Annotated in this window: 18 protein-coding genes; 14 read left to right on the top strand and 4 right to left on the bottom strand. The window is 45.0% G+C overall.

Annotated features, from left to right (window positions below; genetic code table 11):
* The first annotated feature begins 2 nt into the window (after positions 1 to 2).
* From malQ to treY, 4 genes are all read left to right on the top strand, one after another.
* Positions 3 to 1508 (top strand): 4-alpha-glucanotransferase, encoded by a 1506-nt coding sequence (malQ, locus tag M5J74_RS07895; RefSeq protein WP_250016229.1) that lies wholly within the window; start codon positions 3 to 5, stop codon positions 1506 to 1508.
* A 248-nt stretch (positions 1509 to 1756) separates the two neighbouring features.
* Positions 1757 to 3886: a glycogen debranching protein GlgX gene (gene glgX, locus M5J74_RS07890; protein ID WP_106168631.1), complete on the top strand. Its 2130-nt coding sequence runs from the start codon at positions 1757 to 1759 to the stop codon at positions 3884 to 3886.
* A 96-nt stretch (positions 3887 to 3982) separates the two neighbouring features.
* On the top strand, positions 3983 to 5830 hold the full coding sequence (treZ, locus tag M5J74_RS07885) for a malto-oligosyltrehalose trehalohydrolase (RefSeq protein ID WP_015153584.1): 1848 nt from the start codon (positions 3983 to 3985) through the stop codon (positions 5828 to 5830).
* 116 nt (positions 5831 to 5946) lie between these two features.
* Positions 5947 to 8742 carry a malto-oligosyltrehalose synthase gene (treY, locus tag M5J74_RS07880; protein ID WP_371934017.1) on the top strand — a complete coding sequence of 932 codons (2796 nt, stop codon included), beginning with the start codon at positions 5947 to 5949 and terminating at the stop codon, positions 8740 to 8742.
* A 228-nt stretch (positions 8743 to 8970) separates the two neighbouring features.
* On the opposite strand, the gene glgP is transcribed toward treY, so the two are convergent.
* A complete protein-coding gene (glgP, locus tag M5J74_RS07875; RefSeq protein ID WP_015153582.1) occupies positions 8971 to 11184 on the bottom strand; it encodes an alpha-glucan family phosphorylase in 2214 nt (737 codons plus the stop codon).
* A gap of 453 nt (positions 11185 to 11637) precedes the next feature.
* On the opposite strand from glgP, the gene M5J74_RS07870 reads away from it, so the two are divergent.
* The 5 genes from M5J74_RS07870 (at position 11638) to M5J74_RS07850 (ending at position 16046) form a co-directional block, all read left to right on the top strand.
* Positions 11638 to 12918, top strand: coding sequence for a valine--pyruvate transaminase (locus M5J74_RS07870; protein ID WP_015153581.1), 1281 nt, complete (start codon positions 11638 to 11640; stop codon positions 12916 to 12918).
* 37 nt (positions 12919 to 12955) lie between these two features.
* Complete coding sequence (locus tag M5J74_RS07865; protein WP_250016225.1) at positions 12956 to 13462, top strand: GNAT family N-acetyltransferase; 507 nt, start codon at positions 12956 to 12958, stop codon at positions 13460 to 13462.
* Positions 13463 to 13472: 10 nt separating this feature from the next.
* A complete protein-coding gene (gene rimM / locus M5J74_RS07860; protein ID WP_250016224.1) occupies positions 13473 to 14084 on the top strand; it encodes a ribosome maturation factor RimM in 612 nt (203 codons plus the stop codon).
* 228 nt (positions 14085 to 14312) lie between these two features.
* Positions 14313 to 14795, top strand: a complete 483-nt coding sequence (locus M5J74_RS07855) for a phosphate-starvation-inducible PsiE family protein (protein ID WP_015153578.1) — start codon at positions 14313 to 14315, stop codon at positions 14793 to 14795.
* Positions 14796 to 14897: 102 nt separating this feature from the next.
* The gene (locus M5J74_RS07850; RefSeq protein WP_250016223.1) at positions 14898 to 16046 is read left to right on the top strand and encodes an FAD-binding oxidoreductase; all 1149 of its coding nucleotides are present in this window, start codon (positions 14898 to 14900) and stop codon (positions 16044 to 16046) included.
* 84 nt (positions 16047 to 16130) lie between these two features.
* On the opposite strand, the gene M5J74_RS07845 is transcribed toward M5J74_RS07850, so the two are convergent.
* Positions 16131 to 17477, bottom strand: coding sequence for a sensor histidine kinase (locus M5J74_RS07845; protein WP_106217712.1), 1347 nt, complete (start codon positions 17475 to 17477; stop codon positions 16131 to 16133).
* Positions 17478 to 17773: 296 nt separating this feature from the next.
* Here M5J74_RS07845 and M5J74_RS07840 point away from each other — a divergent pair, with 296 nt between their 5' ends.
* Entirely contained in the window at positions 17774 to 18088 is a 315-nt protein-coding gene (locus M5J74_RS07840; RefSeq protein WP_015153575.1) for a DUF3155 domain-containing protein, read from the top strand.
* Positions 18089 to 18275: 187 nt separating this feature from the next.
* On the opposite strand, the gene M5J74_RS07835 is transcribed toward M5J74_RS07840, so the two are convergent.
* Both M5J74_RS07835 and M5J74_RS07830 read right to left on the bottom strand, forming a co-directional pair.
* On the bottom strand, positions 18276 to 18806 hold the full coding sequence (locus M5J74_RS07835; protein ID WP_015153574.1) for a cofactor assembly of complex C subunit B: 531 nt from the start codon (positions 18804 to 18806) through the stop codon (positions 18276 to 18278).
* Positions 18807 to 18875: 69 nt separating this feature from the next.
* Positions 18876 to 19223: a PadR family transcriptional regulator gene (locus M5J74_RS07830; RefSeq protein ID WP_015153573.1), complete on the bottom strand. Its 348-nt coding sequence runs from the start codon at positions 19221 to 19223 to the stop codon at positions 18876 to 18878.
* Positions 19224 to 19580: 357 nt separating this feature from the next.
* Between M5J74_RS07830 and M5J74_RS07825 the strand changes: the two genes are divergently transcribed.
* The 4 genes from M5J74_RS07825 to nth all read left to right on the top strand — a co-directional run bounded on the left by M5J74_RS07825 (position 19581) and on the right by nth (position 23610).
* A complete protein-coding gene (locus M5J74_RS07825) occupies positions 19581 to 20159 on the top strand; it encodes a DUF3611 family protein (protein WP_015153572.1) in 579 nt (192 codons plus the stop codon).
* A gap of 223 nt (positions 20160 to 20382) precedes the next feature.
* Positions 20383 to 21669 (top strand): serine--tRNA ligase, encoded by a 1287-nt coding sequence (gene serS / locus M5J74_RS07820; RefSeq protein WP_250016222.1) that lies wholly within the window; start codon positions 20383 to 20385, stop codon positions 21667 to 21669.
* Between the two features lie 157 nt (positions 21670 to 21826).
* Positions 21827 to 22918 carry an RIP metalloprotease RseP gene (rseP, locus tag M5J74_RS07815; protein WP_015153570.1) on the top strand — a complete coding sequence of 364 codons (1092 nt, stop codon included), beginning with the start codon at positions 21827 to 21829 and terminating at the stop codon, positions 22916 to 22918.
* On the top strand, positions 22915 to 23610 hold the full coding sequence (gene nth / locus M5J74_RS07810; protein WP_250016221.1) for an endonuclease III: 696 nt from the start codon (positions 22915 to 22917) through the stop codon (positions 23608 to 23610). Before rseP ends, nth begins: the two co-directional genes overlap by 4 nt.
* Positions 23611 to 23685 lie beyond the last annotated feature (75 nt).

Below are 23685 nucleotides of genomic sequence, written 5' to 3'. Positions count from 1 at the left end.
CTATGACATTCCAACGTGCTAGCGGCGTTTTATTGCATCCTACCTGTCTTCCCAGCCGATATGGAATTGGCGATTTAGGAAAATCGGCTTACGAATTCATCGATTTTCTCGCCAGTAGCGGACAAAAATTGTGGCAAGTTTTGCCTTTGGGTCCTACGGGATACGAGCATTCTCCATATATCATGAATTTCAGCACTTTTGCTGGCAATCCATTATTAATTAGTCTCGATACGCTAGCAGAAGAAGGATTGTTGAAGAAAGAAGAACTAAGTCCATTAGAAAATGTGGATTTGAATCGAGTTAATTTCGATCGCGTCATTCCGCATAAAACTAAATTTCTTAAAATCGCTTTTGAAAACTTTCAACAAGCTAATACTCATCAAAACCCCGAATACGCACAATTTTGTCAATCTCAATCTTACTGGCTCGATGACTACGTACTTTTTATGTCATTATTAGAAGCCAACGAAGGGAAAAGCTGGAATAATTGGGAACGAGCGATCGCGCGTCGAGAGCCAGATGCGTTGCAAGCAGCAAGAGATTCTTTAAAAGATAGTATCGCTTATCATAATTTCGTTCAATTCAAATTTTTCGAGCAGTGGAAACAACTACGAAAATACGCCAACGACAAAAATATTCAAATTGTCGGCGATATTTCAATTTATGTTTGTCACAATAGTTCTGATGTCTGGTCGAGTCCAGAAATATTTAAATTAGATCCCCAGACTTTTGAACCTACATATATCGCTGGCGTTCCCCCAGATTATTTCAGCGCTACGGGACAATTATGGGGAAATCCTGTCTATAACTGGGATAAATTGCAACAAACAAACTTTGCTTGGTGGATTCAACGCTTTCAAGCCACCTTAGAATATGTCGATATCGTCCGCGTCGATCATTTTCGCGGTTTTGAGGCATACTGGCAAGTCCCAGTAGGCGAAGAGACTGCCATTAATGGCGAGTGGATTAAAGCCCCAGGAGTAGAATTTTTTGAAACTTTAGGTAACGCTTTGGGAAGTTTGCCAATTATGGCAGAAGATTTAGGCATTATTACTCCAGAAGTCGAAGAATTGCGCGATCGCTTTCAATTTCCAGGCATGAGAATTCTGCAATTTGCCTTTGGAGACGACTCAAGTAATGCCTATTTACCTCACAATTATGTCCATAACAGCGTCGTTTATCCCGGTACTCACGACAACGATACAGCTATTGGTTGGTGGAACAAAGCTAGCGACAAAGAAAAGCAATTTGTCGCGAAATATTTGGGTGACGAATCTGCGGCAGAAATAACAGAAATTAATTGGGAATTCATCCAACTGGCATTAGCCTCAGTTGCAGACTTGGCCATTCTACCTCTACAAGACATTTTAGGCTTAGACGATCGCGCCCGCATGAACGATCCCAGTGTCAATGCAGGCAACTGGCGTTGGCGTTACGAAAGTTCTGAAATGCTAACACCTCAACTACGCGATCGCCTGTTGGAAATGACACAAATTTATAGCCGCTAATTAGGAAGTCGGGAGTCGAGAGTCGGGAGTTGGGGGACAAGGGAGACAAGAGAGCAATTCTAGTCACCAGCCACTAGCCACTAGTAACCGATCGCTGACAACTGATTCCTGCTTAGGATAGATAGTCAAGCTAATTCGGAATCGGTACTGTGTTGAGAGAGACTCTCCCAAAAGTAGGAAGAACCTTTAGTTAAATTCCTACTGTCATCAGTCATTCACTACTTAATACTTGACACACAGTCAAACCTATGTATGTTGCACTCTGGCCAGGCAATGTCTATCCTTTGGGTTCCTGTTGGGACGGCAAAGGCACGAACTTCACCTTGTTTTCGGAAAATGCCACAGGTGTAGAATTGTGCTTGTTCGATCGCGATGACGAAGAAACTCGCATACAGCTAACAGAAGTCAGTAATTTCGTCTGGCATGGCTACATACCAGGTATAGGTCCAGGTCAACGGTACGGGTATAGAGTGCATGGACCATACGCACCCCAAGAAGGACATCGCTTTAACCCCAATAAACTGCTGATCGATCCGTACACAAAAGCGATCGCGGGGGAAGTTGGCAATGGTCCAGAATTATATGGTTACTCTTGGGAGTCTGAAGAAGCCGATTTATCGTTTTCCGATTTGGATAGCGCCCCATTGATGCCGAAATCGGTCGTTGTCGATCAAAGTTTCGACTGGGAAGACGATAAACTCCTGCGTACCCCTTGGAACGAGACAATTATCTACGAAACTCACGTCAAGGGTTTTACTAAGCTACACCCCGATATTCCCGAAGAACTACGCGGGACTTATGCAGGAATGGCACACCCAGCGGCGATCGAGCATTTGCAACGTTTGGGAATCTCCGCCGTTGAGTTGATGCCCGTACATCATTTCCTCTCCGTCCCAGGACATTTGGCGGATAAAGGATTGAGAAATTATTGGGGCTACGATTCGATCAATTATTTCGCGCCTCACTCCGAATACAGCTCTAGTGGCACTTTAGGCGAGCAGGTGAGGGAGTTTAAGGAAATGGTTAAAGCCCTGCACCGGGCTGGAATTGAAGTCATTCTAGACGTGGTATACAACCACACAGGTGAAGGCAATCACATGGGTCCTACCCTATCGATGCGGGGAATTGACAACGCCAACTATTACCGCTTGGTAGACGGCGACGCGCGATACTACATGGACTTTACAGGTTGCGGCAACTCCCTCAACGTGCGCCACGCCCAAGTTTTGAAGATGATCATGGATAGCCTGCGCTACTGGGTGACAGAAATGCACGTCGATGGCTTCCGCTTCGATCTTGCTTCAGCCTTGGCAAGAGAACTGTACGAAGTGGATCGACTGTCAGCATTCTTCGATATCATTCACCAAGATCCGACGATCGCGGATGTTAAATTAATTGCCGAACCTTGGGACATCGGTACGGGTGGTTATCAAGTTGGTAACTTCCCCGTTCTCTGGTCGGAGTGGAACGGCAAATATCGCGACACGGCGCGAGACTTCTGGCGTGGCGTGGACAGTACTCTGGGAGAATTTGCCTATCGGCTGACGGGTAGCCCCGACTTGTACTATCAAGAAAACGGACGGCGACCGAATGCTAGCATTAACTTCATCACCGCCCATGACGGATTTACGCTCAACGATCTCGTCAGTTACAACGAGAAACACAACGAAGCTAACGGCGAAGAAAGTCGCGACGGTGAAAGTCACAATCGGTCTTGGAACTGCGGCGCGGAAGGCGAGACAGACGACCCAGAAGTATTGCAGTTACGGGAACGCCAGCGCCGGAACTTCCTCGTGACGCTGATGCTGTCCCAAGGTATCCCCATGATACTTGGGGGTGATGAAATGGGTCGGACGCAGCATGGAAACAATAACGGATACTGCCAAGACAGTGAAATTTCTTGGTTTAATTGGGATTTGGTACAGGGAAATACAGATTTATTAGATTTTACTCGCGAGTTGATCTATTTCCGCCGCCAACATCCTGTATTTCGTCGCCGTAAGTGGTTCCAAGGTCAAGCGATTCACGGTTCTGGTGTCAGCGATATCATGTGGTTCAATCCTGACGGTAGCGAGATGGATCAGGAACAGTGGGAAATCGGATATGCGAAGTCAATGGGCGTGTTCTTAAATGGAAACATGATTCCCAGTCCTGGGAAACAAGGTCAACGCATCAGCGACGATAGCTTTCTCATATTCTTCAACGCCCACTACGAAACTCTTGAATTCAACTTGCCACAGGGAATGCAAGATAACCAGTGGGTATTAGTTATTGATACCAAAGAACCGCGCTTTATTCAAGAAGAACGCATCTATACAGGCGATCGCACCGTTCCAGTTACAGCGCGATCGCTCGTTCTGCTGCGTCAGATGGTTTAAGCAGTGGCGAGTGGTTCGTCGTGGCTGGTGACTAGAATTGAGTCTAGTCACCAGCCACCAGTCACTCACAAATGACAAATGACAAATGACAAATTTATGAAAATTGGTGCTAACTATTTAGGCGGCGATCGCTGTGAATTTATCGTGTGGGGACCGAATATCGAGTCACTGGGCGTTCAAATTGTATCCCCCGAAGAACGCTTTTTGCAGATGGAACAGGAAGATGGCTACTGGAAAGTTGTAGCCGATAATATCCCTCCAGGTACGCAATATCTTCTGGAATTAAATGGTGGCGAAACTCGCCCCGATCCAGCTTCCTATTTTCAACCGCATGGCGTACATAAGCCTTCTCAAGTGATAAGCCATGAATTTACTTGGAATGATGGCGATTGGGCTGGCGTACCGCTAGACGCGATGATTATTTATGAATTACATGTCGGTACGTTTACCCCAGAAGGGACTTTTACCGCAATTATTCCCCGTTTGGCAGATTTGAAAGAGTTGGGAGTCAACGCGATCGAAATTATGCCGATCGCGCAGTTTCCTGGCAATATACCCCCAGATGGGAGTTGCGCCTATCGCAACTGGGGCTACGATGGGGTTTACCCGTTTGCCGTGCAAAATTCCTACGGTACTCCCGAAGAGTTAAAGCAATTAGTTGCAGCTTGTCATCAACAGGGAATTTCGGTGATTCTCGATGTGGTGTACAACCATTTTGGACCTGAAGGTAATTACACCAGCAATTTTGCTCCTTATTTTACTCAAACCTACCGCACTCCTTGGGGCAGCGCCATTAATTTTGATGATGCCCACAGTCACGACGTGCGCCACTTTTTTATCGAAAATGCTCTTTATTGGCTGCGAGAATTTCATATCGATGGTTTGCGATTAGATGCAGTTCACGCGATTTACGATTTAGGCGCAAAACACTTTTTAGCGGAATTAGCCGAAAAAGTTCGAGAATTTTCTGAACGACAAGGGAGAAAGTATTACTTAATTGCTGAAAGCGATTTAAACGATCCAAAAATTATTCGTCCCAAAGAAGTAGGTGGATACGAACTTGATGCTCAGTGGAGCGATGATTTTCACCATGCTTTACATGCATTATTAACAGGCGATAGTGACGGTTATTATCAAGACTTTGGTAAATGCGAAGACTTGGCAAAAGCCTATCGCGATACATTTGTCTATGACTGGAAATATGCACCTCATCGTCAGAGATTTCATGGTAGTTCTGCTCGCGATCGCACCGATCTCGCTCAATTTGTCGTTTGCATTCAAAATCACGATCAAATTGGCAATCAGTTGTTAGGAGAAAGACTATCAAAACTCATCTCTTTTGATGCTCTCAAACTAGCTGCTGGAGCGGTAATTCTTTCACCTTATATTCCTCTGCTATTCATGGGTGAAGAGTATGCCGAAGAAGCACCTTTTACATACTTTGTCAGCCACTCTGACCCAGATTTAATTAAAGCAGTTCGTGAGGGCAGAAAACAGGAATTTGCTGCCTTTCACGCCGTAGGAGACCCACCCGATCCAGAATCTTCCAAAACTTTTCTCGGCTGTAAAATGGATTGGGAAAAACGCCAAGAAGGTAAACACCAAGTTATCTGGTCTTGGTATCAAAAATTAATTCAACTTCGCACTACTGTTCCTGCTTTAATTAAAAAAGAAAGAAACAGCATAGAAGCAGGTGCAGACGAACAACAAAAAATTGTCTGGTGGCGGCGATGGAGTGACGACAGCCAAATTCTTTGTCTGATGAACTTCAACCAAAATGATGTTAGCTTCGCACCAGAACTCAGCCACAATAATTGGCAAAAGATTCTCGATTCTGCCGATGAAAAATGGCAAGGTTCCGGTACTGTCGCCCCAGATAAAATCAATTCGGGCGAAGAAATAAAACTGCGATCGTACAACTTTGTACTTTACGAAAACACGTAGTTTTGGTAATTGGTAATTGTTAATTGGTGGTTGTTATAGCTTGGTTGCTATCAAATCTAATAATTAACAGTTACCCATCACCCATCACCCATCACCCATTACCCATTACCATTCTCATGCGCATTCCCACAGCTACTTACCGCATTCAATTTAACTCGGAATTTAAATTTGCAGATGCGAAAAAAATTACCGCGTATCTAGCAGCTTTGGGAGTTTCCGATCTCTACGCTTCACCGATATTTAAAGCTAGAACGGGTAGTACTCACGGTTACGATGTTGTCGATCCAACTCAACTCAATCCCGAACTAGGAACTGAAGCAGATTTTGATGCTTTGATTGCCGAAATTAAACAGCATCAATTAGGTTGGTTGCAAGATATCGTCCCTAACCACATGGCTTATGACAGCCAAAATGTATGGTTGATGGATGTCCTAGAAAATGGGTCTGATTCAGCCTATGTAGAATATTTTGACATTGCTTGGAATGCTCCTTTCACTGATAACAAAGAACCAATCTTAGCACCGATGCTAGGAAATTTTTATGGAGAATCGTTAGAGAATGGAGAAATTCAACTCAAGTACGAACAAACCGGCTTGACTGTCAACTATTACAGTCTAAGTTTGCCGTTAAAACTAGAATCCTATGCGACTTTCTTGACCTACAATTTAGGTAAATTAGCTAGAACGCTAGGTAGAAGACATCCAGATTTTGTTAAACTTCTAGCAATTCTCTACATTCTTAAGAATATCTCTGCTGATGTTGTTGGTAAACAAAGAAGACAAGATCAAACAGAATTTGTTAGAGGCTTACTTTGGGAACTGTATGAAGGCAATCCTGAAGTAAAAGCTTTTATCGATGATAATATTAAGGTTTTTAATGGCGAACCAGGAAATACTGAAAGTTTTAATCTTTTAGATAAGTTACTTTCAGAACAGTTCTTTCGACTTTCTTACTGGAAAGTAGGTGCAGAAGAAATTAATTATCGCAGATTTTTTACAGTCAACGAATTAATCTCAGTCAAAGTAGAAGAACTCAAAGTCTTCAACGCTACTCACGAACTCATTGCAAAATTAGTTAACGAAGGCAAGTTTACAGGTTTAAGAATCGATCACATCGATGGTCTTTACGATCCTACTCAATACTTAGAAAGACTGCGGGAAAAAGTAGGTGATACTTATATCACCGTCGAAAAGATTTTGCAAATTGGGGAAGACATACCTAATTACTGGCAAATTCAGGGGACTTCTGGCTACGATTATCTAAACTATGTGAATGGACTTTTCTGTCAAAAAGCAAATCGAGATAAGTTTGACGAAATTTATCGAAATCTAACCGGATTTATCACGATTTTTCCTGATGTTGTAGCCGAGAAAAAGCATTTAATTATCGATAAAAATCTAGCAGGTGATATTGATAACTTGAGTGTCTTGCTAAAGAAAATTGCGGGTAGATATCGTTATGGTAATGATTTTACTCTCAATGGCTTAAAACGTGCGATCGCAGAAGTTCTCACCCGTTTTCCCATCTATTGTACTTACATCAATGCTGCCGGAATTTCCGATCAGGATCGACAGTATATTCAAGCAGTCATTCAAGCTGCTAAAGATGGCACACCTCTATTACAAAACGAACTAAATTTTATCGAGAAACTACTCTTACTAGAATACGAACCCACTCTGACTCAAGCTGAGAAAGACCAGTGGTTATATTTTGTTATGCGAATGCAACAATATACGGGACCGCTGATGGCAAAAGGGGTAGAAGATACAGCTTTATATGTCTATTACCGCTTGCTTTCTTTAAATGAAGTTGGTGGCGAACCAGACCATTTTGGAATGGATTTAGCTGAGTTTCATAGTTTTAACCAACATCGAAATCAGACATGGACTCATGCTATGAGTGCAACTTCAACCCACGATACCAAACGGGGTGAAGATGTGAGGGCGAGAATCAACGTTCTGTCAGAAATTCCTGACGAATGGCAGCAACAAGTTCGTAGTTGGATGGAATTAAATCGTTCTTATAAAACGCAACATAAAAACTCAATTTTCCCCGATCGCAATGATGAATACGCATTTTATCAAACTTTAGTAGGGGCATATCCATTCTTAGAGAGTGAAATAAATGGCTTTAGCGATCGCGTCAAAGAATATATGCTCAAGGCAATTCGCGAAGCAAAAGTCTACACGGCTTGGCTGAGGCAAAATCAGACTTATGAAGATGCTTGCACTAGTTTTGTCGAAGCAGTCTTGAATCAGTCAGAAAACAATCAATTTCTGAAAGAGTTTCTCCCATTTCAAAAGAAGGTTTCTTACTATGGGATTTTTAATTCCCTGTCTCAAACTCTGCTAAAATCAGTTTCTCCTGGGGTTCCTGATTTTTACCAAGGAACAGAATTATGGGATTTAAGCTTAGTCGATCCAGATAATCGTCGTCCAGTTGATTTCGAGCAGAGAAACTCTTATTTGTCGGAAATCAAAGAGAAAATTAGCACGAATATTTCTGCTCTAATTTCCGATCTGCTAGCTACAAAGGAAGATGGCAGAATTAAGCTGTTTCTAACTCATCAAATTTTGAAAGCGAGAACGAAATATTTAGATGTTTTTCAAAAAGGAGAATATCAACCTCTAGAAATTAGCGGCAAGTACAAAGAAAATATCGTGGCTTTCGCCCGCAGTTTTGAAAATACAACAGCTATTGCGATCGCCCCTCGCTTCTTAACGAGTTTAATTCAACCTGGTGAGTATCCATTTGGCGAAGTTTGGCAAGATACTTATATTCAAATACCTGCCGAAATAGCTTCAAAGTGGGAGGACACAATTACTCATCAAAATATTCAAACTGATGGAAAGTTGCCAGTTGCTGACACGTTGAAAGAGTTTCCCGTAGCGCTGTTAATTGGACAGAAATAACTTTTATTTTCAGGGAGAAACTCCAACTAGATCCCCTAGTCCCCCTTTTTAAGGGGGAAAGCCCCCTTTTTAAGGCGAGGAATAAAGCCCTCGTCAAAAGGGGAAAAAGAAAGCCCCCTTGTGAAGGGGATTGGGGGATCTCCAAAGAAAGCCCCCTTGTGAAGGGGGTTGGGGGATCTCCAATTGTATTGTTGTATCGTCCCCTTTTAAAAAAATTGGCAAATCAAATTAGACAATCACTTGAGCCAAACTTGGTGTAGAGATTGTCGAACAACCAGGAGCGTAGATGCGTGTCACGTAATCGGCGATCATCCGATCCGTATTAAACAGAGGTGCATTCGTCTTAATCGATGCCTTCATCATTTGAATCCAGCGGTGCGGAATGCCGTTGTTGTCGCGATCGTAGTATAGAGGCGCAATTTCCTCTTCCAATAACTTGTAGAGGGATTCAGAATCGATCCGATCCTGCAACTCTTGATTGCTTGTATGAGCATCTTCACCGATCGCCCAACCGTTGATTCCCTTGCCATCCATCCCAACTTGATAGCCTTCGCACCACCAACCATCAAGGACGCTACAGTTGATCCCGCCATTAAAACAGACTTTTTGCCCGCTCGTACCAGAAGCCTCCAGGGGACGACGGGGATTATTCAACCAAACATCTACGCCTTGCACTAACTTCTGTGCTACGTAAATGTCGTAGTCTTCAATAAACGCCACTCGATGCTGAATTGCAGAATGCTGACACCACTCCATCAATTTTTGGATGATCCGCTTACCTTCCTCATCGGCGGGGTGAGCTTTACCAGCAAAGACAATTTGGACTGGACGCTGAGCATTACCAAAGATTTTCAACGCTCTTTCCGCATCCCGTAACAGCAGATTGCCCCGTTTGTATTGGGAGAAGCGACGGGCGAAACCAATCGTGAGAGCATTGGGATCGAGCAACAGATCGGCAGCATGGATGCGATCGCCTACTTCACCCCGATCCGTTCTGGCTTTTTTGATTCTGTAACGGGTAAAGGCAATCAAACGCTCTTTCAAAACTTGATGTCGCTGCCATAATTCCGCATCGGGAATGCGATCGACATCTGCCCACATTGCCGGATCGATCGCCCGCGTCTGCCAATCTGTACCTAGATACTGAGTATAAAGGTCAGCCATCAACGGAGCCGTCCAAGTCGGGGCGTGAACGCCATTGGTGATGTGACCGATGGGTACGCGGTTTTCAGGGCGATCGGGATACAAAGCAGTCCACATTTGCCGCGAAACTCTGCCGTGCAATTCGCTCACGCCATTAGCAGCGCGGCACATCCGCAGCGCTAAGACAGTCATACCAAAAGGCTCCCAAGGATCGCCCAGTCTTTTCGCGCCCAAAGCTAAAAACTGCTCTCGCGATAGCCGCAACTGCGCCCAATATTGCGCAAAATGAGAATCCATCAAATCGGGAGAGAAGACATCGTGTCCGGCGGGTACGGGGGTATGAGTCGTAAAGACGCAGCGATTGCGGACGCTCGCTTCCACATCGTAGAAAGGTTTGCCCGTCCGCTCCATTTCTTGCCAAGCAATCTCTAGGGTGCAAAACGCAGCGTGTCCCTCGTTCAAGTGGTGAATTGAGGGCTGAATTCCCAAAGCTGTAAGCGCCTTGACTCCGCCAATCCCCAAAACCACCTCTTGGGCGATCCGCGTGTCTTGGTTGCCCCCGTAGAGGTGTCCCGTGAGCCAGCGATCGATCGGGTCGTTGTCTTCGCGGTCTGTATCGAGCAAGTAGAGACTCACCCTACCCACTTGCGTCCGCCAAATTTGAACTTTGACCATCCGCTGTCTAACTTGCAGCGCGATCGTCAGGGCTTCTCCCCGTTCGTTCAACATCAACTCCAGCGGCATTTGCTGGAAAACATTGTCAATGTAGTAATCTTCTTGCCAACCACTACGATTGAGCCGCTGCCGGAAATAGCCTTGACGATACAACAATCCTACGCCGATCAGAGGTACGCCCAGATCGGAAGCAGATTTGAGGTGATCTCCAGCCAGAATACCCAAACCGCCAGAATAAACGGGGAGAGATTCGTGAATGCCAAACTCAGCACAGAAATAGGCGATCGGATTTTGCCAGGAAATTTGCGGTGCAACTCGACTCACCCAGGTATCTTGCTGATTCATGTAAGCATCAAACTCAGCCACCACCTGGGATAAATGTTTGATGTAGAAAGGGTCTTCTGCTAATTGGGTCAGGCGTTCGTAAGAAGCCGATTCCAACACGGCTACAGGGTTATGCCCGTAACGCTCCCACGCTTCCGGCGAAATGTTTTGAAATAGGAAAACTCGTTCGCTCGTCCAACTCCACCAATAGTTATAAGCCAGATCTGCCAATCTTTTGAGTGGCAGGGGTAGTTTTTCGCTCAGCTTTTGTGCTGGGGCGATCGCAGATTTATTCGTCATATTATTCCAGTACTCTCTTGTGAACTCTCTGCTCTAAAACCGATGGCAATACAAACCAATTAAAACTCGACTCGGTAATAGAAACCTGGGTAATTTATCCTCGCCAACATCATCCCAGTTAGGATTTTTAGCATATACGGAGTATGTCTACTTTAAGATTTTTATTTACACTTTTTCCAGATTTCAGTGTCAAATTAGATAAAGGATGTTTTAACAAAATTTTGCTGGATGTTAAGTTTGGTAATGGGTAATGGGTAGTTGGTAGTTGGTTAATAAGGCAAGAGGCAACAGCCAGTTTCACCCTCAGCTCCCTTGTCTCCCTTGTCTCCCCCCTCTCCCTTGTCTCCCTTGTCTCCCTTGTCTCCCTTGTCCCCTCTGCTTCCTCAGCTCTCTTCCCCGACTCCCGACTCCTCCGATTTGGTTAAATTAAGAAAGTCTCCTACACATCTGCTTATGAACCCTGCCCTAACGAAAATTGGCGCTCAAATGTCCCACCTAACGGGGGTGCGAGCAATTATGAAAGATATTATTGAAACGCTGCAAGCAGGTGCAGGTAAGGAGTTTATTAATTTAAGTGCGGGAAATCCGCTGATTTTGCCGGAAGTAGAGCAGTTATGGCGAGACTGTACGGCACAGTTGTTAGCCAGTTCTGACTATGGCGAAGTCGTCTGTCGTTATGGATCGAGTCAGGGGTACGCGCCACTGATTAGCGCGATCGCATCTGATTTCAATCGCCGCTACGGGTTAAACTTAAGCGATCGCAATATCCTGATTACGCCTGGTAGTCAAACTCTCTATTTCTACGCTGCAAATGCTTTTGGTGGCTACTGTCTCGATGGTGAGTTAAGGCAGATCGTTCTACCCCTAAGTCCAGATTACACGGGTTATGGTGGCGTAAGTCTTGCCCCAGAAGCGTTAATTGCCTATAAGCCTGCACTAGATATCGATGCAGCCGCCCATAGATTCAAATATCGCCCCGATTTCAGTCAACTTAAAATTAACGAAGAGACGGGATGCGTCATATTTTCTCGTCCCTGCAATCCTACGGGTAACGTTTTGACGGATGAGGAAGTCAAGAAAATTGCAGCTTTGGCTGCACCTTATAACGTTCCAGTTATTATCGACTCTGCCTATGCGCCTCCCTTTCCAGCTTTGAATTTTACGGAAATGTCTCCTGTATTTGGTGACAACATTCTCCATTGCATGAGTTTATCCAAAGCCGGATTGCCAGGTGAAAGAATTGGAGTGGCGATCGGAGATGAAAAATTAATTCAAATTCTGGAATCGTTTCAGACAAATATGTGCATCCATCCGTCACGTTACGGACAGGCGATCGCGGCTTTAGCGATTAATTCTGGTGCTTTGGCAGAAATTTCTAGCAATGTCATTCGACCTTTTTATCGGCAAAAGTTTGAGGTATTAGAATCTACTTTAGAACAGGCGATGCCCGATATTCCTTGGTTTTTGCATCGTGGCGAAGGAGCAATTTTTGCTTGGTTATGGTTAAAAGATTTACCTTTAACCGATTGGGAATTTTATCAACAACTCAAACAAGAAAATGTCATTGTCGTTCCTGGTAGTTCCTTCTTCCCTGGTTTGCACGAAGATTGGATTCACAAACAGCAATGTTTGCGGATTAGTCTGACTGCTAGCAATGAAGAAATTGCAGTGGGAATGCAGCGACTCGCAAAAGTAGCAGAACAGGTTTATGCAAAGTCAAAAGTTAAAAGTTAAAAGTTAAAAGATTCCCAATCGACATCTCAGTAGTTTTATGATTGAAACTAAAATTCTCAATTTTGAGATGAGATTTGCCGAACCGGATGACGTACCATTAGTATTACAATTTATCAAAGAGCTGGCTGAGTACGAGCAACTGAGTCATGAAGTTTTTGCTACTGAAGCTATTTTACGAGAGTCTCTTTTTGGCGACAGAAAAGGCGCAGAAGTTATTTTAGGTTACTATCAAAAGCAACCTGTCAGTTTTGCACTTTTCTTTCATAACTTCTCAACATTTCTCGGACGTGCGGGTATTTATCTAGAAGATTTGTACGTAAAACCAGAGATGCGCGGACGGGGAATCGGTCGTGTTATGCTCAGTTATCTAGCTCATATAGCGAAAGAGCGAAACTGCGGTCGCTTGGAATGGTGGGTATTAGACTGGAATGAGACAGCAATAAACTTTTATCAAAAACTAGGAGCAGTGCCAATGAATGAGTGGACTGTCTTCAGAGTAACCGACCGATCGTTGATAGATTTAGCCCAGGAGTTTGCGGTTTAACGCTACTATTATGAATGGCAAAAATACGAGTTCAAAACTTAAATCTCAAAATCAAAAACCACAAATTCCCGATGGCTGGTTGGCAATTGGTACAATTGTTGCACCCCAAGGGTTAGATGGAGAAGTCAGAGTTTACCCCGATTCAGACTTTCCCGAACGATTTGTCGAACCAGGACAGCGTTGGTTATTGCGTCCGGGGAAAACAGAACCAGAACCAATTGAATTAATTGAAGGTCGAGATATTCCAGGTAAGGGATTGTACGTGGTAGCCTTAGAGGGAATTGAAGATCGCAGCCAAGCTGAAGCATTACGGGATTGTGTCTTGCTCGTACCAGAAAGCGATCGCCCCGAATTAGGAGAAGATGAATATCATGTCGTCGATCTGATCGGTTTAGAAGTTTTCTTACAAGAAACTGGCGAGAGCATCGGTACGGTAACAGATGTCATTCCTGCTGGAAACGACTTGTTGGAAGTACAGTTGCATCAAGAAGCCAAAAGTCAAAAGTCAGAAGTCAAAATTAGCGATCCTCCACTCCCGACTCCCGACTACGCGGTTCCGATGCGGAGGACACCTCCGCCTCCACCCGCTTCCCAACTCCCGACTCCCCAAGAAAAGTTTTGATTCCATTTGTGAAAGCGATCGCACCTGTTGTAGATCTAGAGATGAGAAGAATTGAAATCGCACCGCCACCAGGTTTGCTGGAACTGTAACGTTTAGCAGAATACTTCTATCTTGGCTTATCTCTGGTACGATCTTCTCATCAGCATTAGTTATTCGACATTTAATTTGCTGGGTGTAGTTAGCTTGCAGTCTTTTGAATTTTAACTTTTAACTTTTGACTTTTAACCAATGAAGTTATTGCGAAAACTAATATCACCCCTAGTAGATAAAAACACGAATCCAAATTTTTTAGTTTTTGTTGATAAAGTAGAAGATTTTTTTGCCAAACTCTTAACGCTAGCAATGTTAGGAGTTATTTTATTTGCCATTATAGATTTGGGCGTGACTTTAGCTAAAGAACTGCTACTTGTCTCTGAACTAGGGAATTTTTCTGCTGGCTTACTCAGAATATTTGGTTTATTTTTAAACATTCTTATTGCTCTAGAAATTACGCAAAATATTACTTCTTATCTTAGCAGCCATATCATTCAAATCGAGATGGTAATTGTCACATCTTTAATTGCAATTGCTCGCAAAATTATCATTCTCGATCTTGGCAAAATTACTGATTCTCAACTATTAGCACTTGCGGCAGCGATTATTGCTCTTTCTATTTGTTACTGGTTAGTCAGACGCACTAATGCCAAATATCCACCACATAAAGGGCATTAATTATGAATAAACAGCTTAATTTCTAATTTTAACTTTTAACTTTTGACTTACTTAGCAGCTGCGATAGGATCTGGATGGGCGATCGAGCAGTGTATTTGAAGTATGAAAATATACGATTGGATTGTAGTAGGTGGAGGTATTGCTGGCGCAGCTTTGAGCTACGAATTAGTTCAGCAAGGCTTTTCCGTCCTGCTGCTAGAACAAGATCCAACAGGACAAAATGCGACTCGCTATAGCTATGGTGGTTTAGCTTTTTGGTCTGGTACTACCGATACGATGCGTCAATTGTGCGCTGAAGGAATCGCCCGTCATCGCATTCTCTCGGAAGAATTAGCCGCCGACACTCAATTTCGGGAACTAGACTTACTGCTGACAATTGCAGCTGATGACGACCCCGCAGCAGTCGCTGCTACCTATGCTGATTTTGCCATTCCGCCACAACTTCTCAGCATTTCAGAAGCCTGCGAATTAGAACCATTATTAAACCCTCAAGCGATCGCCGGAGCATTGACGGTAAAACACGGTCATATCAATGCTGAAAAAACCGCTCAAGCCTACATCCAAGCCTTTCTACGGGCGGGGGGCGATCTTCAGTTTGCTCAAGTACTCAAACTCTGGCAACAAGGCGACAAGGTAGGAGGGGTAAAAACCGTTAGCGAGACGTATTGCAGTGCCAACACAGCGATCTGCGCGGGTGGATTGAGTCGTGCTTTACTCAAAGCAGCAGGCATTTCGATCGAACTGTACTTTACTCATGCTGAGTTAATTGACATTCCACCAGTTGACATCCAATTGCGATCGCTCGTGATGCCAGCTCGACTTCAACGCTTTCAACTAGAAGCCGCATCGACGACAAACGATCGCCTATGGGACGAACAAGGATTAGAACTCGCACCCCCAATTTTAGATGCTGGGGCGATTCAATTTCTCGATGGTAGCCTGCGATTAGGGCAGTTGAGCCGCACTTTGACCGATACCCAAGCCACCATTAATCCCGAAGCCAGCGAAGCTACTATTCGAGCAAGTGTAGGGCAAATTTTACCAGCACTCAAAGACCTGCCGGGAACTTGGCATCACTGTTTAGTTAGTTTCAGCCGCGTTAGCAAAGCTGAACGAAGTTATCCCCTGCCACTAATCGGTAACATCCCTGGCAAAACAGGCATCCACACCTTCTCTGGATTCAGCAATCCCCTCGTTATCATCCCACCCCTAGCGCAGCGCTTTGCTCGTTCAGTTATCAGTTATGAGTGAACAGTTATCAGGAAGCAGGGAGCGATCGAGTAAGGAGCAGAGGAGACTAGGAGCTACAACCAACTACCAACTACCAACTACTAACTACCCATTACCCATTACCATTAACCAAACAATAAACGTAGTTCCCCCGCTACTTTCTGGGGTGGGATGCCACAAAGCAGGACTAAAAACTTCAATCGTGCCTTGCATTTGTTCGATCAGTGCCTTAGCAATTGCTAGTCCCAAACCCGTACCAGGAATATCTGAATCTGCTTGTCTACCTCGGTAGTGGCGATCGAAAATTCGCTCCTTATCTTGCGGGGGGATACCTACCCCCGTGTCGCTAATGGCGATGCCCTGGAAGTTGTCTCGCTCTAATCCTGCTTGGACGTAAATTTTGCCTCCAGGCGGAGTATATTTAATCGCATTGTCAAGCAAATTGCTTAATACCTCACGCAATTCTCTTAGATGAGCGCGCACTGCTGGTAAATTTGGTGGCAGATCTGCAAGCAGCTCTAAGTTGCGTTCTTGAGCGATCGCCCAAGCAGAAGCTAGCAAGGGTTTTAGCACGTCCTCAATCGTGCAAATCTCGCTCTGAGTGCCTTCGCGATTGGGCAGCAGTGGTAAAGGGGTATTGAGTATAGGTATTGCCGATCGCACCTCTGTGGCTGGAGGAAGGGATTTGGTTGGTTCTAAATCTTCCTCTGTCATGTCGATGACTCGATCGAATTGTTGCAGCAATTCTTGCAAGCGATCGCTTTCTCTCACGATATTGTCTGCCACAGCTCGGTTTGCATCTCCAGGCAGCAGGCGCTTGAGCAGCAATTTGCCGAACGTCCGCAACGCCGTCAGTGGGTTGCGAAACTGGTGCAGTAAGTTATCTAATAACTCTCGCTGCTGGGCTTGTAGTTGCTTTTGCTGGCTGAGCTGCTGCTCCGATCGCTCTCGTCGCCGATCTAAAAGTCTTGCCAACGCTAGCGTTTGCGCCACTCGTTCGATTTCATGCCGTTCTCGCTCGTTCCATGCTCTATCCTCCCGACTAGTCACGAGTAGTCCAATTAACACTCCTTCATTAAGCAGTGGTAAAACAATCTGTTGGCTCGGTACTAGCGCTTTATCTGCCGTTTCTGGCGGTTCAGCTACATTTGCCTCGGTCGGTAGTTCCGGCAAAGATACAGTATCTATATTTTTTGCAGTGGCTTTTGCTTGCAATCGCGGTGGCTGAAGGCGACTTGTTGTAGCAGGAAGTGCTGCACTATTTAACTCTAGTCCCTGCCACCTCACTGCTGACTCTGGATAGGCTACGACAGGGATCAGCTTCTCCTGTGCTGTTCCTTCCTCTACTAATCTTTCCGTCAGATATACCACGCTCAAAGCCGCCCCCATTCCTTGGGTTAGCAAGGCAACTTGAGAGCGACACAATGAAATAAACTCAGCACTGGCAGGCATTACGAAGGGCTACGGCAAGAATTTGGGAGTCGGGGGAAGAGAGCTGGGGGAGCAAGACAAGTCACGAGTCACAAGTCGTTGATAACTGACAACTGATAACTGAATTGTAAGTGGATTAAGAATCTTAATTGACTGCGATCGCTTGTGTCGTTTTATTAATCATATTTTCAACATTAGCGGGTTTTTTGTTGCAAACGCTTAACATAAGTTGATTTTTCTAACTCAAATCGATATACTGACGACGGATTTTGTAAATATAAATACAATTTTCTGGTTAAAAAAAGGAGGGAGACAGGTTGGCAAGAAGACGCAAGCGCAAAAGTCGTCGTCGCCAGGAAGGACGTCGCATCCTCGAGCATGTGCCTCAATATAGCATTGAAAGTGGCGAAGATAAACCCGTGACTGCTGCTCGGAAGTTTATTCAAGCGGAGGGAATTGCTCCGCCTGCATTGCTGCTGGTTAAGCGAAACGAGCACACTACAGATCGCTACTTCTGGGCAGAAAAAGGTTTGTTTGGGGCGCAGTATGTAGAAGAGAATCATTTCTTGTTCCCTAGTCTACGGGTACTAGAAAATCCTCCTGAAAAGGAACTCGTTGCCGCACACAGGTAGCCTAAGGCGTTGCCGAAGCTAAATGACAACCAAAAGTTAGGTATTGGAGATTTTGAAATCATTAGCGTTTTAGTCAAATGCGAGTGAGTCGCGTTTAGCAAAGCAAAGATGAAATTTAGGGGAAGTATATACTTCCCCTAAAATATTGCTACACGCAAGGCTACGCGAATTCCAGATTTCGATCTCCTTACTCTGCTGGCTTCAAATTCAGCGATCGCTGCAATTGAATTAACTCATCCCGATGAGCGGTGACTGTGAGTAGGCTTTGTGGCGAGATGCGATCGCCCGTATTTGCCTCTAATTTAAGAGATACCCGTTCTTTCCTGGCTGCTTTTTTCCAATAGAAAATACCTGCTGTTGGAGCTAGCAAAATCAGGAGCGAGAAAGCCGCCGTCCAGTTTGGAAATAGTAACGACCAAACCAAGATCAGGCAAAGAATTCCCACCGTGGCAAGGATTGAGAGAAACACAGCTAGAAACAAGCTCGGTCGGATAACTCCCTCAAACGTAACAGAATTTTTCTCAGCATCCACCTCGGACACAGTGTAGGAACGCGAGCGCAAATACTGTTGTAGTTGCGCCATCAACGAAGCTTCTGGCTGTGCGGACACCAGATGGAGCGTTTGCGTTCGGTCTTTAGTAGAGGCTCGAATGAAGAAAAATAGCCCCACTGACAGCAATAAAGTCAGCAGTAGGGTCGATGAGAGAATCGGAGTCATAGCTATCTTGCGTTTGAACAGCGCCTGTTCGACTTTTTCACAATCGATTTTTGCACGATCGATCAGCCATTAGCGTACCACCTTACTAATATACTCTTGCCACAGTCGAGATAACTCCTGCGCCTGTACTTGCCATTCTGGGCTTATCTGATACATCCGTCGCGGTCGCCCTCTTCCCTCAACCTTCTTCCAGTAGCCGAGAATTGCCTTTTCATCTTCCAGGAACTTAAGTGCGCTATATAGGACTGTATCGGAAAGGCGATAATTAGGGTATTCGCTCTCCAGCTTTTGAATCAGTTCCGTGCCGTAGGATTCTCCTTTTAACAAAACTGACAGCACGTAACATACTGCAAGTTCTTGGCTCAAATAGGTCGGAGGAGGATTTTGGAAAAACTGATAAATATCCTCAATTCTCATAGCTTTAGTTTACTTCTCATCCATAAATCACAAAAAACAGCACTTTTGACAATCATCTCTGACGAAATCCTTGTTTCTCACACTCAGCCGCGATCGCTCTGCAAAACTTCGCCGATCGCACCGGAATGCGGTTGAGGCAATTTTAAACGCAGAACCATAAGTTGTCTGCTAAACTTCATTCAAAATTCATTACATTTTTGCTTCTTGTCTGACCTAACGCGACAAGATCTCTTACAGGAAGGGCTGTGGAGTAGGGTTTGAGGATTTTGGATGTAAGAATTATTACAAGTTACGAATTATGAATTCTATTTTAAGAGTGATAAGTATCTGTTTAATAAATCCAAACTGGAGATAAATATGTTTGATAAGTCGGGTACGAAGCCTCCTCCGGCATCGCTTGAATCCATTGCTAACCAGTTTCGGCTGACTGGTTGGATTGGCTTCTGGTCGCAGATCGTTTTGGGTGTTGTTTCTGCCATAGTTTTATTGCTATTTGCCGTATTCAGTCAGCGAACTGGTAGTCCTAGTAACAATCCTGGGACTGGATTTGGTATTTTTCTCGCTGTCTGCGGCTTGATTGCCCTTGGCATGAGCGTCTACTGTGCTTTTCGATACACCAGACTAGGCAGACAACTTCGGTCATCTAATCCTGCTAACCGTCCGCGCAAAGTTTATACGATTCAAGTGATCAAATTTGCTTTAGTCGTTAACTTGGTAGGAATGCTCTTGAGCCTGTTTGGAGCTTATGCGATTATTGGGACTCTATTTGCTAGAGCCATATCACCCCAGGCGATCGCAACCGGAATATTCGATCCCAATCGGATTATTGGCGGATTGGACATATTAGCAGTGCAAGCAAACACGAACACCATTTTTGCTCACTTTCTGGGATTATCCAGCGCTTTATGGCTACTCAATCGGATTAATCGGAGTTAAGGAAGTCGTGTAGGGGCGGGTTTTTAGAACGTACCTGTACTAGAACAGAGAATTCTGGGGATAAACCCGCCCCTACGGAGGTTGGTAGGGGCGGGTTTCCAAACCGCCCGTACGGGAGTTGGGAACACAGGAGCAACAACTGTCAACCAACAACAAATGACCAATGACCAATGACCGCTCGTGATAGTGTTGTAACCAGAACTAGAAGAAGCTAAACAGATCCGTGCTGGATATTAAGCAAATTAGAGAAAATCCCCAAACCGTGCAAGAACGGTTGCAGCGTCGTGGCGACTATGACTTGCAACCATTGTTGGAGTTAGACCGTCAACAGCGGGACTTAGAACAAGCGCGATCGCAACTCCAAGCCCGTAGTAACGAAATTGGTAAACTCGTCGGACAAAAAATTAAATCTGGTAGCAGTCCTGACTCTCCAGAAGTGCAAGATTTGCGAGAAGAAGGCAACACGATCAAAACTCGGTTGAGCGAACTCGAACCGCAAGAAAGAGAGCTAAAAGAACAAATCGAAACTTTCTTGCTAACAATTCCTAACTTACCAAGCGATTCTACTCCGATTGGCAAAAACGAAACAGAAAACATTGAAGTGCGGCGTTGGGGCGATGAGTATCTGCCCCAAAACGCGAACATTCTGCCCCATTGGGAAATTGGTGAAAAGCTAGGTCTGCTCAATTTCGAGCGATCGACAAAAATAGCTCAAAGCCGTTTTGTCAGTTTAATTGGTATTGGGGCGCAGTTGGAAAGAGCGTTAATTCAATTCATGCTCGATCGCCAAACCGCCGCAGGTTATGTAGAAATTATCCCACCCTTTTTGATTAATTCTCAATCCCTCACAGCCTCCGGTCAACTACCCAAATTTGCTGAAGAAAGCTTTAAGTGCGCCAATGACGATCTGTGGCTCAGTCCCACAGCTGAAGTTCCAATTACTAATTTCTATCGAGGGGAAATTTTAGCAGCAGAAGATTTGCCAATTAATCACTGTGCTTATACGCCTTGCTTTCGCCGCGAAGCTGGTAGCTATGGTAGAGATACACGGGGACTGATTCGACTACACCAATTTAACAAAGTCGAATTATACAAATTCGTCCATCCCGACACCTCGGAACAAGAGCATCAAAAACTATTGCACGACGCAGAAGCGATCTTACAGGCATTACAACTGCCTTATAGAGTTCTAGAACTGTGTACAGGCGATCTTGGCTTTTCGTCTACAAAAACCTATGACTTAGAAGTATGGCTACCCTCATCAGAAAAATATCGAGAAATCTCCAGTTGTTCTAATTGCATGGATTTTCAAGCTCGCAGGGGGAGCATTCGGTTTAAGGAAGCAGGCAAAAAAGGAACCCAGTACGTCCACACTCTCAACGGCTCTGGCTTAGCTGTAGGTCGGACAATGGCAGCAATTTTAGAAAATTACCAGCAGCCAGATGGCACGGTAAAAGTACCAGAGGTGTTGCAACCTTACTTAAGGCGAGAAGTCATTGGGGAGAGGTGAGGGAACAGCGATCGGTGACCAGCGATCGGTGACCAGTTATCAGTGGCTAGTGTCTTGAAGAATCTAACCACTAGCCACTAGTCACTATTCACTAATTACCACGCACCACTCATTACAATGAAGAAATATGTAGCTAAATTTATCGAGAATTGATTCTATGTCAGTTTTGGCAGCGATCGCAGTCTTAGCCGTTTTAATTTTGGTACACGAGCTAGGACATTTTATAGCCGCACGGTCACAGGGTATTCATGTCAATCGTTTTTCCTTGGGCTTTGGACCGATTTTGTGGAAATATCAGGGACCGGAAACCGAATACGCGGTTCGTGCTTTTCCCTTGGGTGGTTTCGTGGGATTTCCTGACGACGATCCCGATAGTACGATTCCTCCTAATGACCCCAATCTTTTGCGCAATCGCCCGATTCTCGATCGCGCAATTGTCATTAGTGCTGGGGTAATTGCCAACTTAATTTTTGCCTACTTGCTTTTGGTGACTCAAGTAGGAACTGTAGGCGTGCAAAAATTCGTCCCCGAACCTGGGGTACTCGTCCCTGTGGTGGCTACAGATGTGAGTTCTGTGGCTGCTAAGGCGGGCATTCAACCAGGAGATGTAATTTTAGCAATCGAGGGAAAGCGATTAGAGGCTGTTCCCGGGACTTTGGAATACGTCAAGCAGACGATCGCAACGCATCCCAACCAACCTTTAGAACTACAACTTCAACGGGGCGATCGAACTCTAGATTTAACTATTACGCCAGAACGCAGCCCTGAAGGTCAAGGACGGATCGGCGTTCAACTCAACCCCAACGGTAAACTAGAAACTCGCCGTGCTGCGAATATTCTGCAAGCTTTCAACGTGGGAGCAAACGAATTCCAAAAAATTGTCGTTCTCACGGGTCAGGGATTCGTCCAACTGATTAGTAACTTCAGCCAAACTGCCAACCAAGTTGCAGGACCAGTCAAAATTGTAGAGTTTGGCGCAAATATTGCCCAATCGAATCCAGCTAATTTACTTCAATTTGCCGCTTTAATCAGCATCAACCTTGCTATCATCAACATCTTGCCTCTACCAGCTCTAGATGGTGGTCAATTGGCGTTCTTATTTGTGGAAGGACTGCGCGGTAAGCCCCTACCGACTCGCATTCAAGACGGCGTAATGCAAACAGGGCTAATGCTATTGTTAGGATTGGGAATTTTCCTGATCGTGCGCGATACTGCTAACCTACCTTGGGTGCAAAAGTTCTTTCAGTGAACATAACTCGGAAGTGGGCATCGAAAAAACAACGGGCATTGGAAATTCTAGTGCGCCTGAAGCGGCTGTACCCCAATGCCCCTTGTACGCTCAATTATGCAACACATGTTCAGCTTCTGGTTGCAACTATACTTTCAGCTCAGTGTACGGACGAGCGCGTGAACTTAGTCACACCTGCTTTATTCGGGCAGTTTCCCGATGCTGAAGCACTAGCTAAGGCGGAACCAGTTGAGATTGAAAATCTCATCCGTTCGACAGGGTTCTATCGCAACAAAGCTAAGAACATTCAAGCCGCCTGCCGGATCTTGGTAGCGGAATATGGAGGACAAGTCCCTCCCAGCATGGAACAGCTTTTACGCTTGCCAGGAGTGGCGCGAAAAACGGCAAATGTGGTGCTGGCTCATGCCTTTGGGATTAATGCTGGAGTCACGGTAGATACCCACGTCAAACGCTTGAGCTATCGTTTAGGATTGACGAAAAATACAGATCCCATTCACATCGAGCGCGATTTGATTCGGTTGCTCCCCTCAGATGACTGGGAAAACTTTTCAATTCGGATTATTTATCACGGACGAGCTATTTGCAAAGCACGCAATCCTGCATGTCAGGCATGTTTGCTCTCCGATTTGTGTCCCTCAGCCGATCTGCCGTTATTAGACGAGACTCCCCCTAGTGTTTTGAGTGAGGAGTGAGGAGTGAGGGAGACAAGGGAGAGGGGGGAGACAAGGGAACTGGGGGAGAGTCGCCCAGCTGAGGGAGAAAGAAAT

The organism is Chroococcidiopsis sp. CCNUC1 (assembly GCF_023546805.1).
Classification (GTDB): domain Bacteria; phylum Cyanobacteriota; class Cyanobacteriia; order Cyanobacteriales; family Chroococcidiopsidaceae; genus Chroococcidiopsis; species Chroococcidiopsis thermalis.
This window is presented reverse-complemented; position numbering and strand designations above follow the sequence as displayed.

Bases quoted from the DNA above. Each gene is read 5' to 3' on its own strand.
- M5J74_RS07870 (WP_015153581.1), top strand. From the start codon at position 11,638: ATGAACCCTGCCCTAACGAAAATTGGCGCTCAAATGTCCCACCTAACG.
- M5J74_RS07830 (WP_015153573.1), bottom strand. From the start codon at position 19,223: ATGAGAATTGAGGATATTTATCAGTTTTTCCAAAATCCTCCTCCGACC.
- M5J74_RS07825 (WP_015153572.1), top strand. From the start codon at position 19,581: ATGTTTGATAAGTCGGGTACGAAGCCTCCTCCGGCATCGCTTGAATCC.
- glgX (WP_106168631.1), top strand. From the start codon at position 1,757: ATGTATGTTGCACTCTGGCCAGGCAATGTCTATCCTTTGGGTTCCTGT.
- rseP (WP_015153570.1), top strand. From the start codon at position 21,827: ATGTCAGTTTTGGCAGCGATCGCAGTCTTAGCCGTTTTAATTTTGGTA.
- M5J74_RS07855 (WP_015153578.1), top strand. From the start codon at position 14,313: ATGAAGTTATTGCGAAAACTAATATCACCCCTAGTAGATAAAAACACG.
- treY (WP_371934017.1), top strand. From the start codon at position 5,947: ATGCGCATTCCCACAGCTACTTACCGCATTCAATTTAACTCGGAATTT.
- M5J74_RS07845 (WP_106217712.1), bottom strand. From the start codon at position 17,477: ATGCCTGCCAGTGCTGAGTTTATTTCATTGTGTCGCTCTCAAGTTGCC.
- glgP (WP_015153582.1), bottom strand. From the start codon at position 11,184: ATGACGAATAAATCTGCGATCGCCCCAGCACAAAAGCTGAGCGAAAAA.
- treZ (WP_015153584.1), top strand. From the start codon at position 3,983: ATGAAAATTGGTGCTAACTATTTAGGCGGCGATCGCTGTGAATTTATC.
- M5J74_RS07835 (WP_015153574.1), bottom strand. From the start codon at position 18,806: ATGACTCCGATTCTCTCATCGACCCTACTGCTGACTTTATTGCTGTCA.
- malQ (WP_250016229.1), top strand. From the start codon at position 3: ATGACATTCCAACGTGCTAGCGGCGTTTTATTGCATCCTACCTGTCTT.
- rimM (WP_250016224.1), top strand. From the start codon at position 13,473: ATGAATGGCAAAAATACGAGTTCAAAACTTAAATCTCAAAATCAAAAA.
- M5J74_RS07865 (WP_250016225.1), top strand. From the start codon at position 12,956: ATGATTGAAACTAAAATTCTCAATTTTGAGATGAGATTTGCCGAACCG.
- M5J74_RS07850 (WP_250016223.1), top strand. From the start codon at position 14,898: ATGAAAATATACGATTGGATTGTAGTAGGTGGAGGTATTGCTGGCGCA.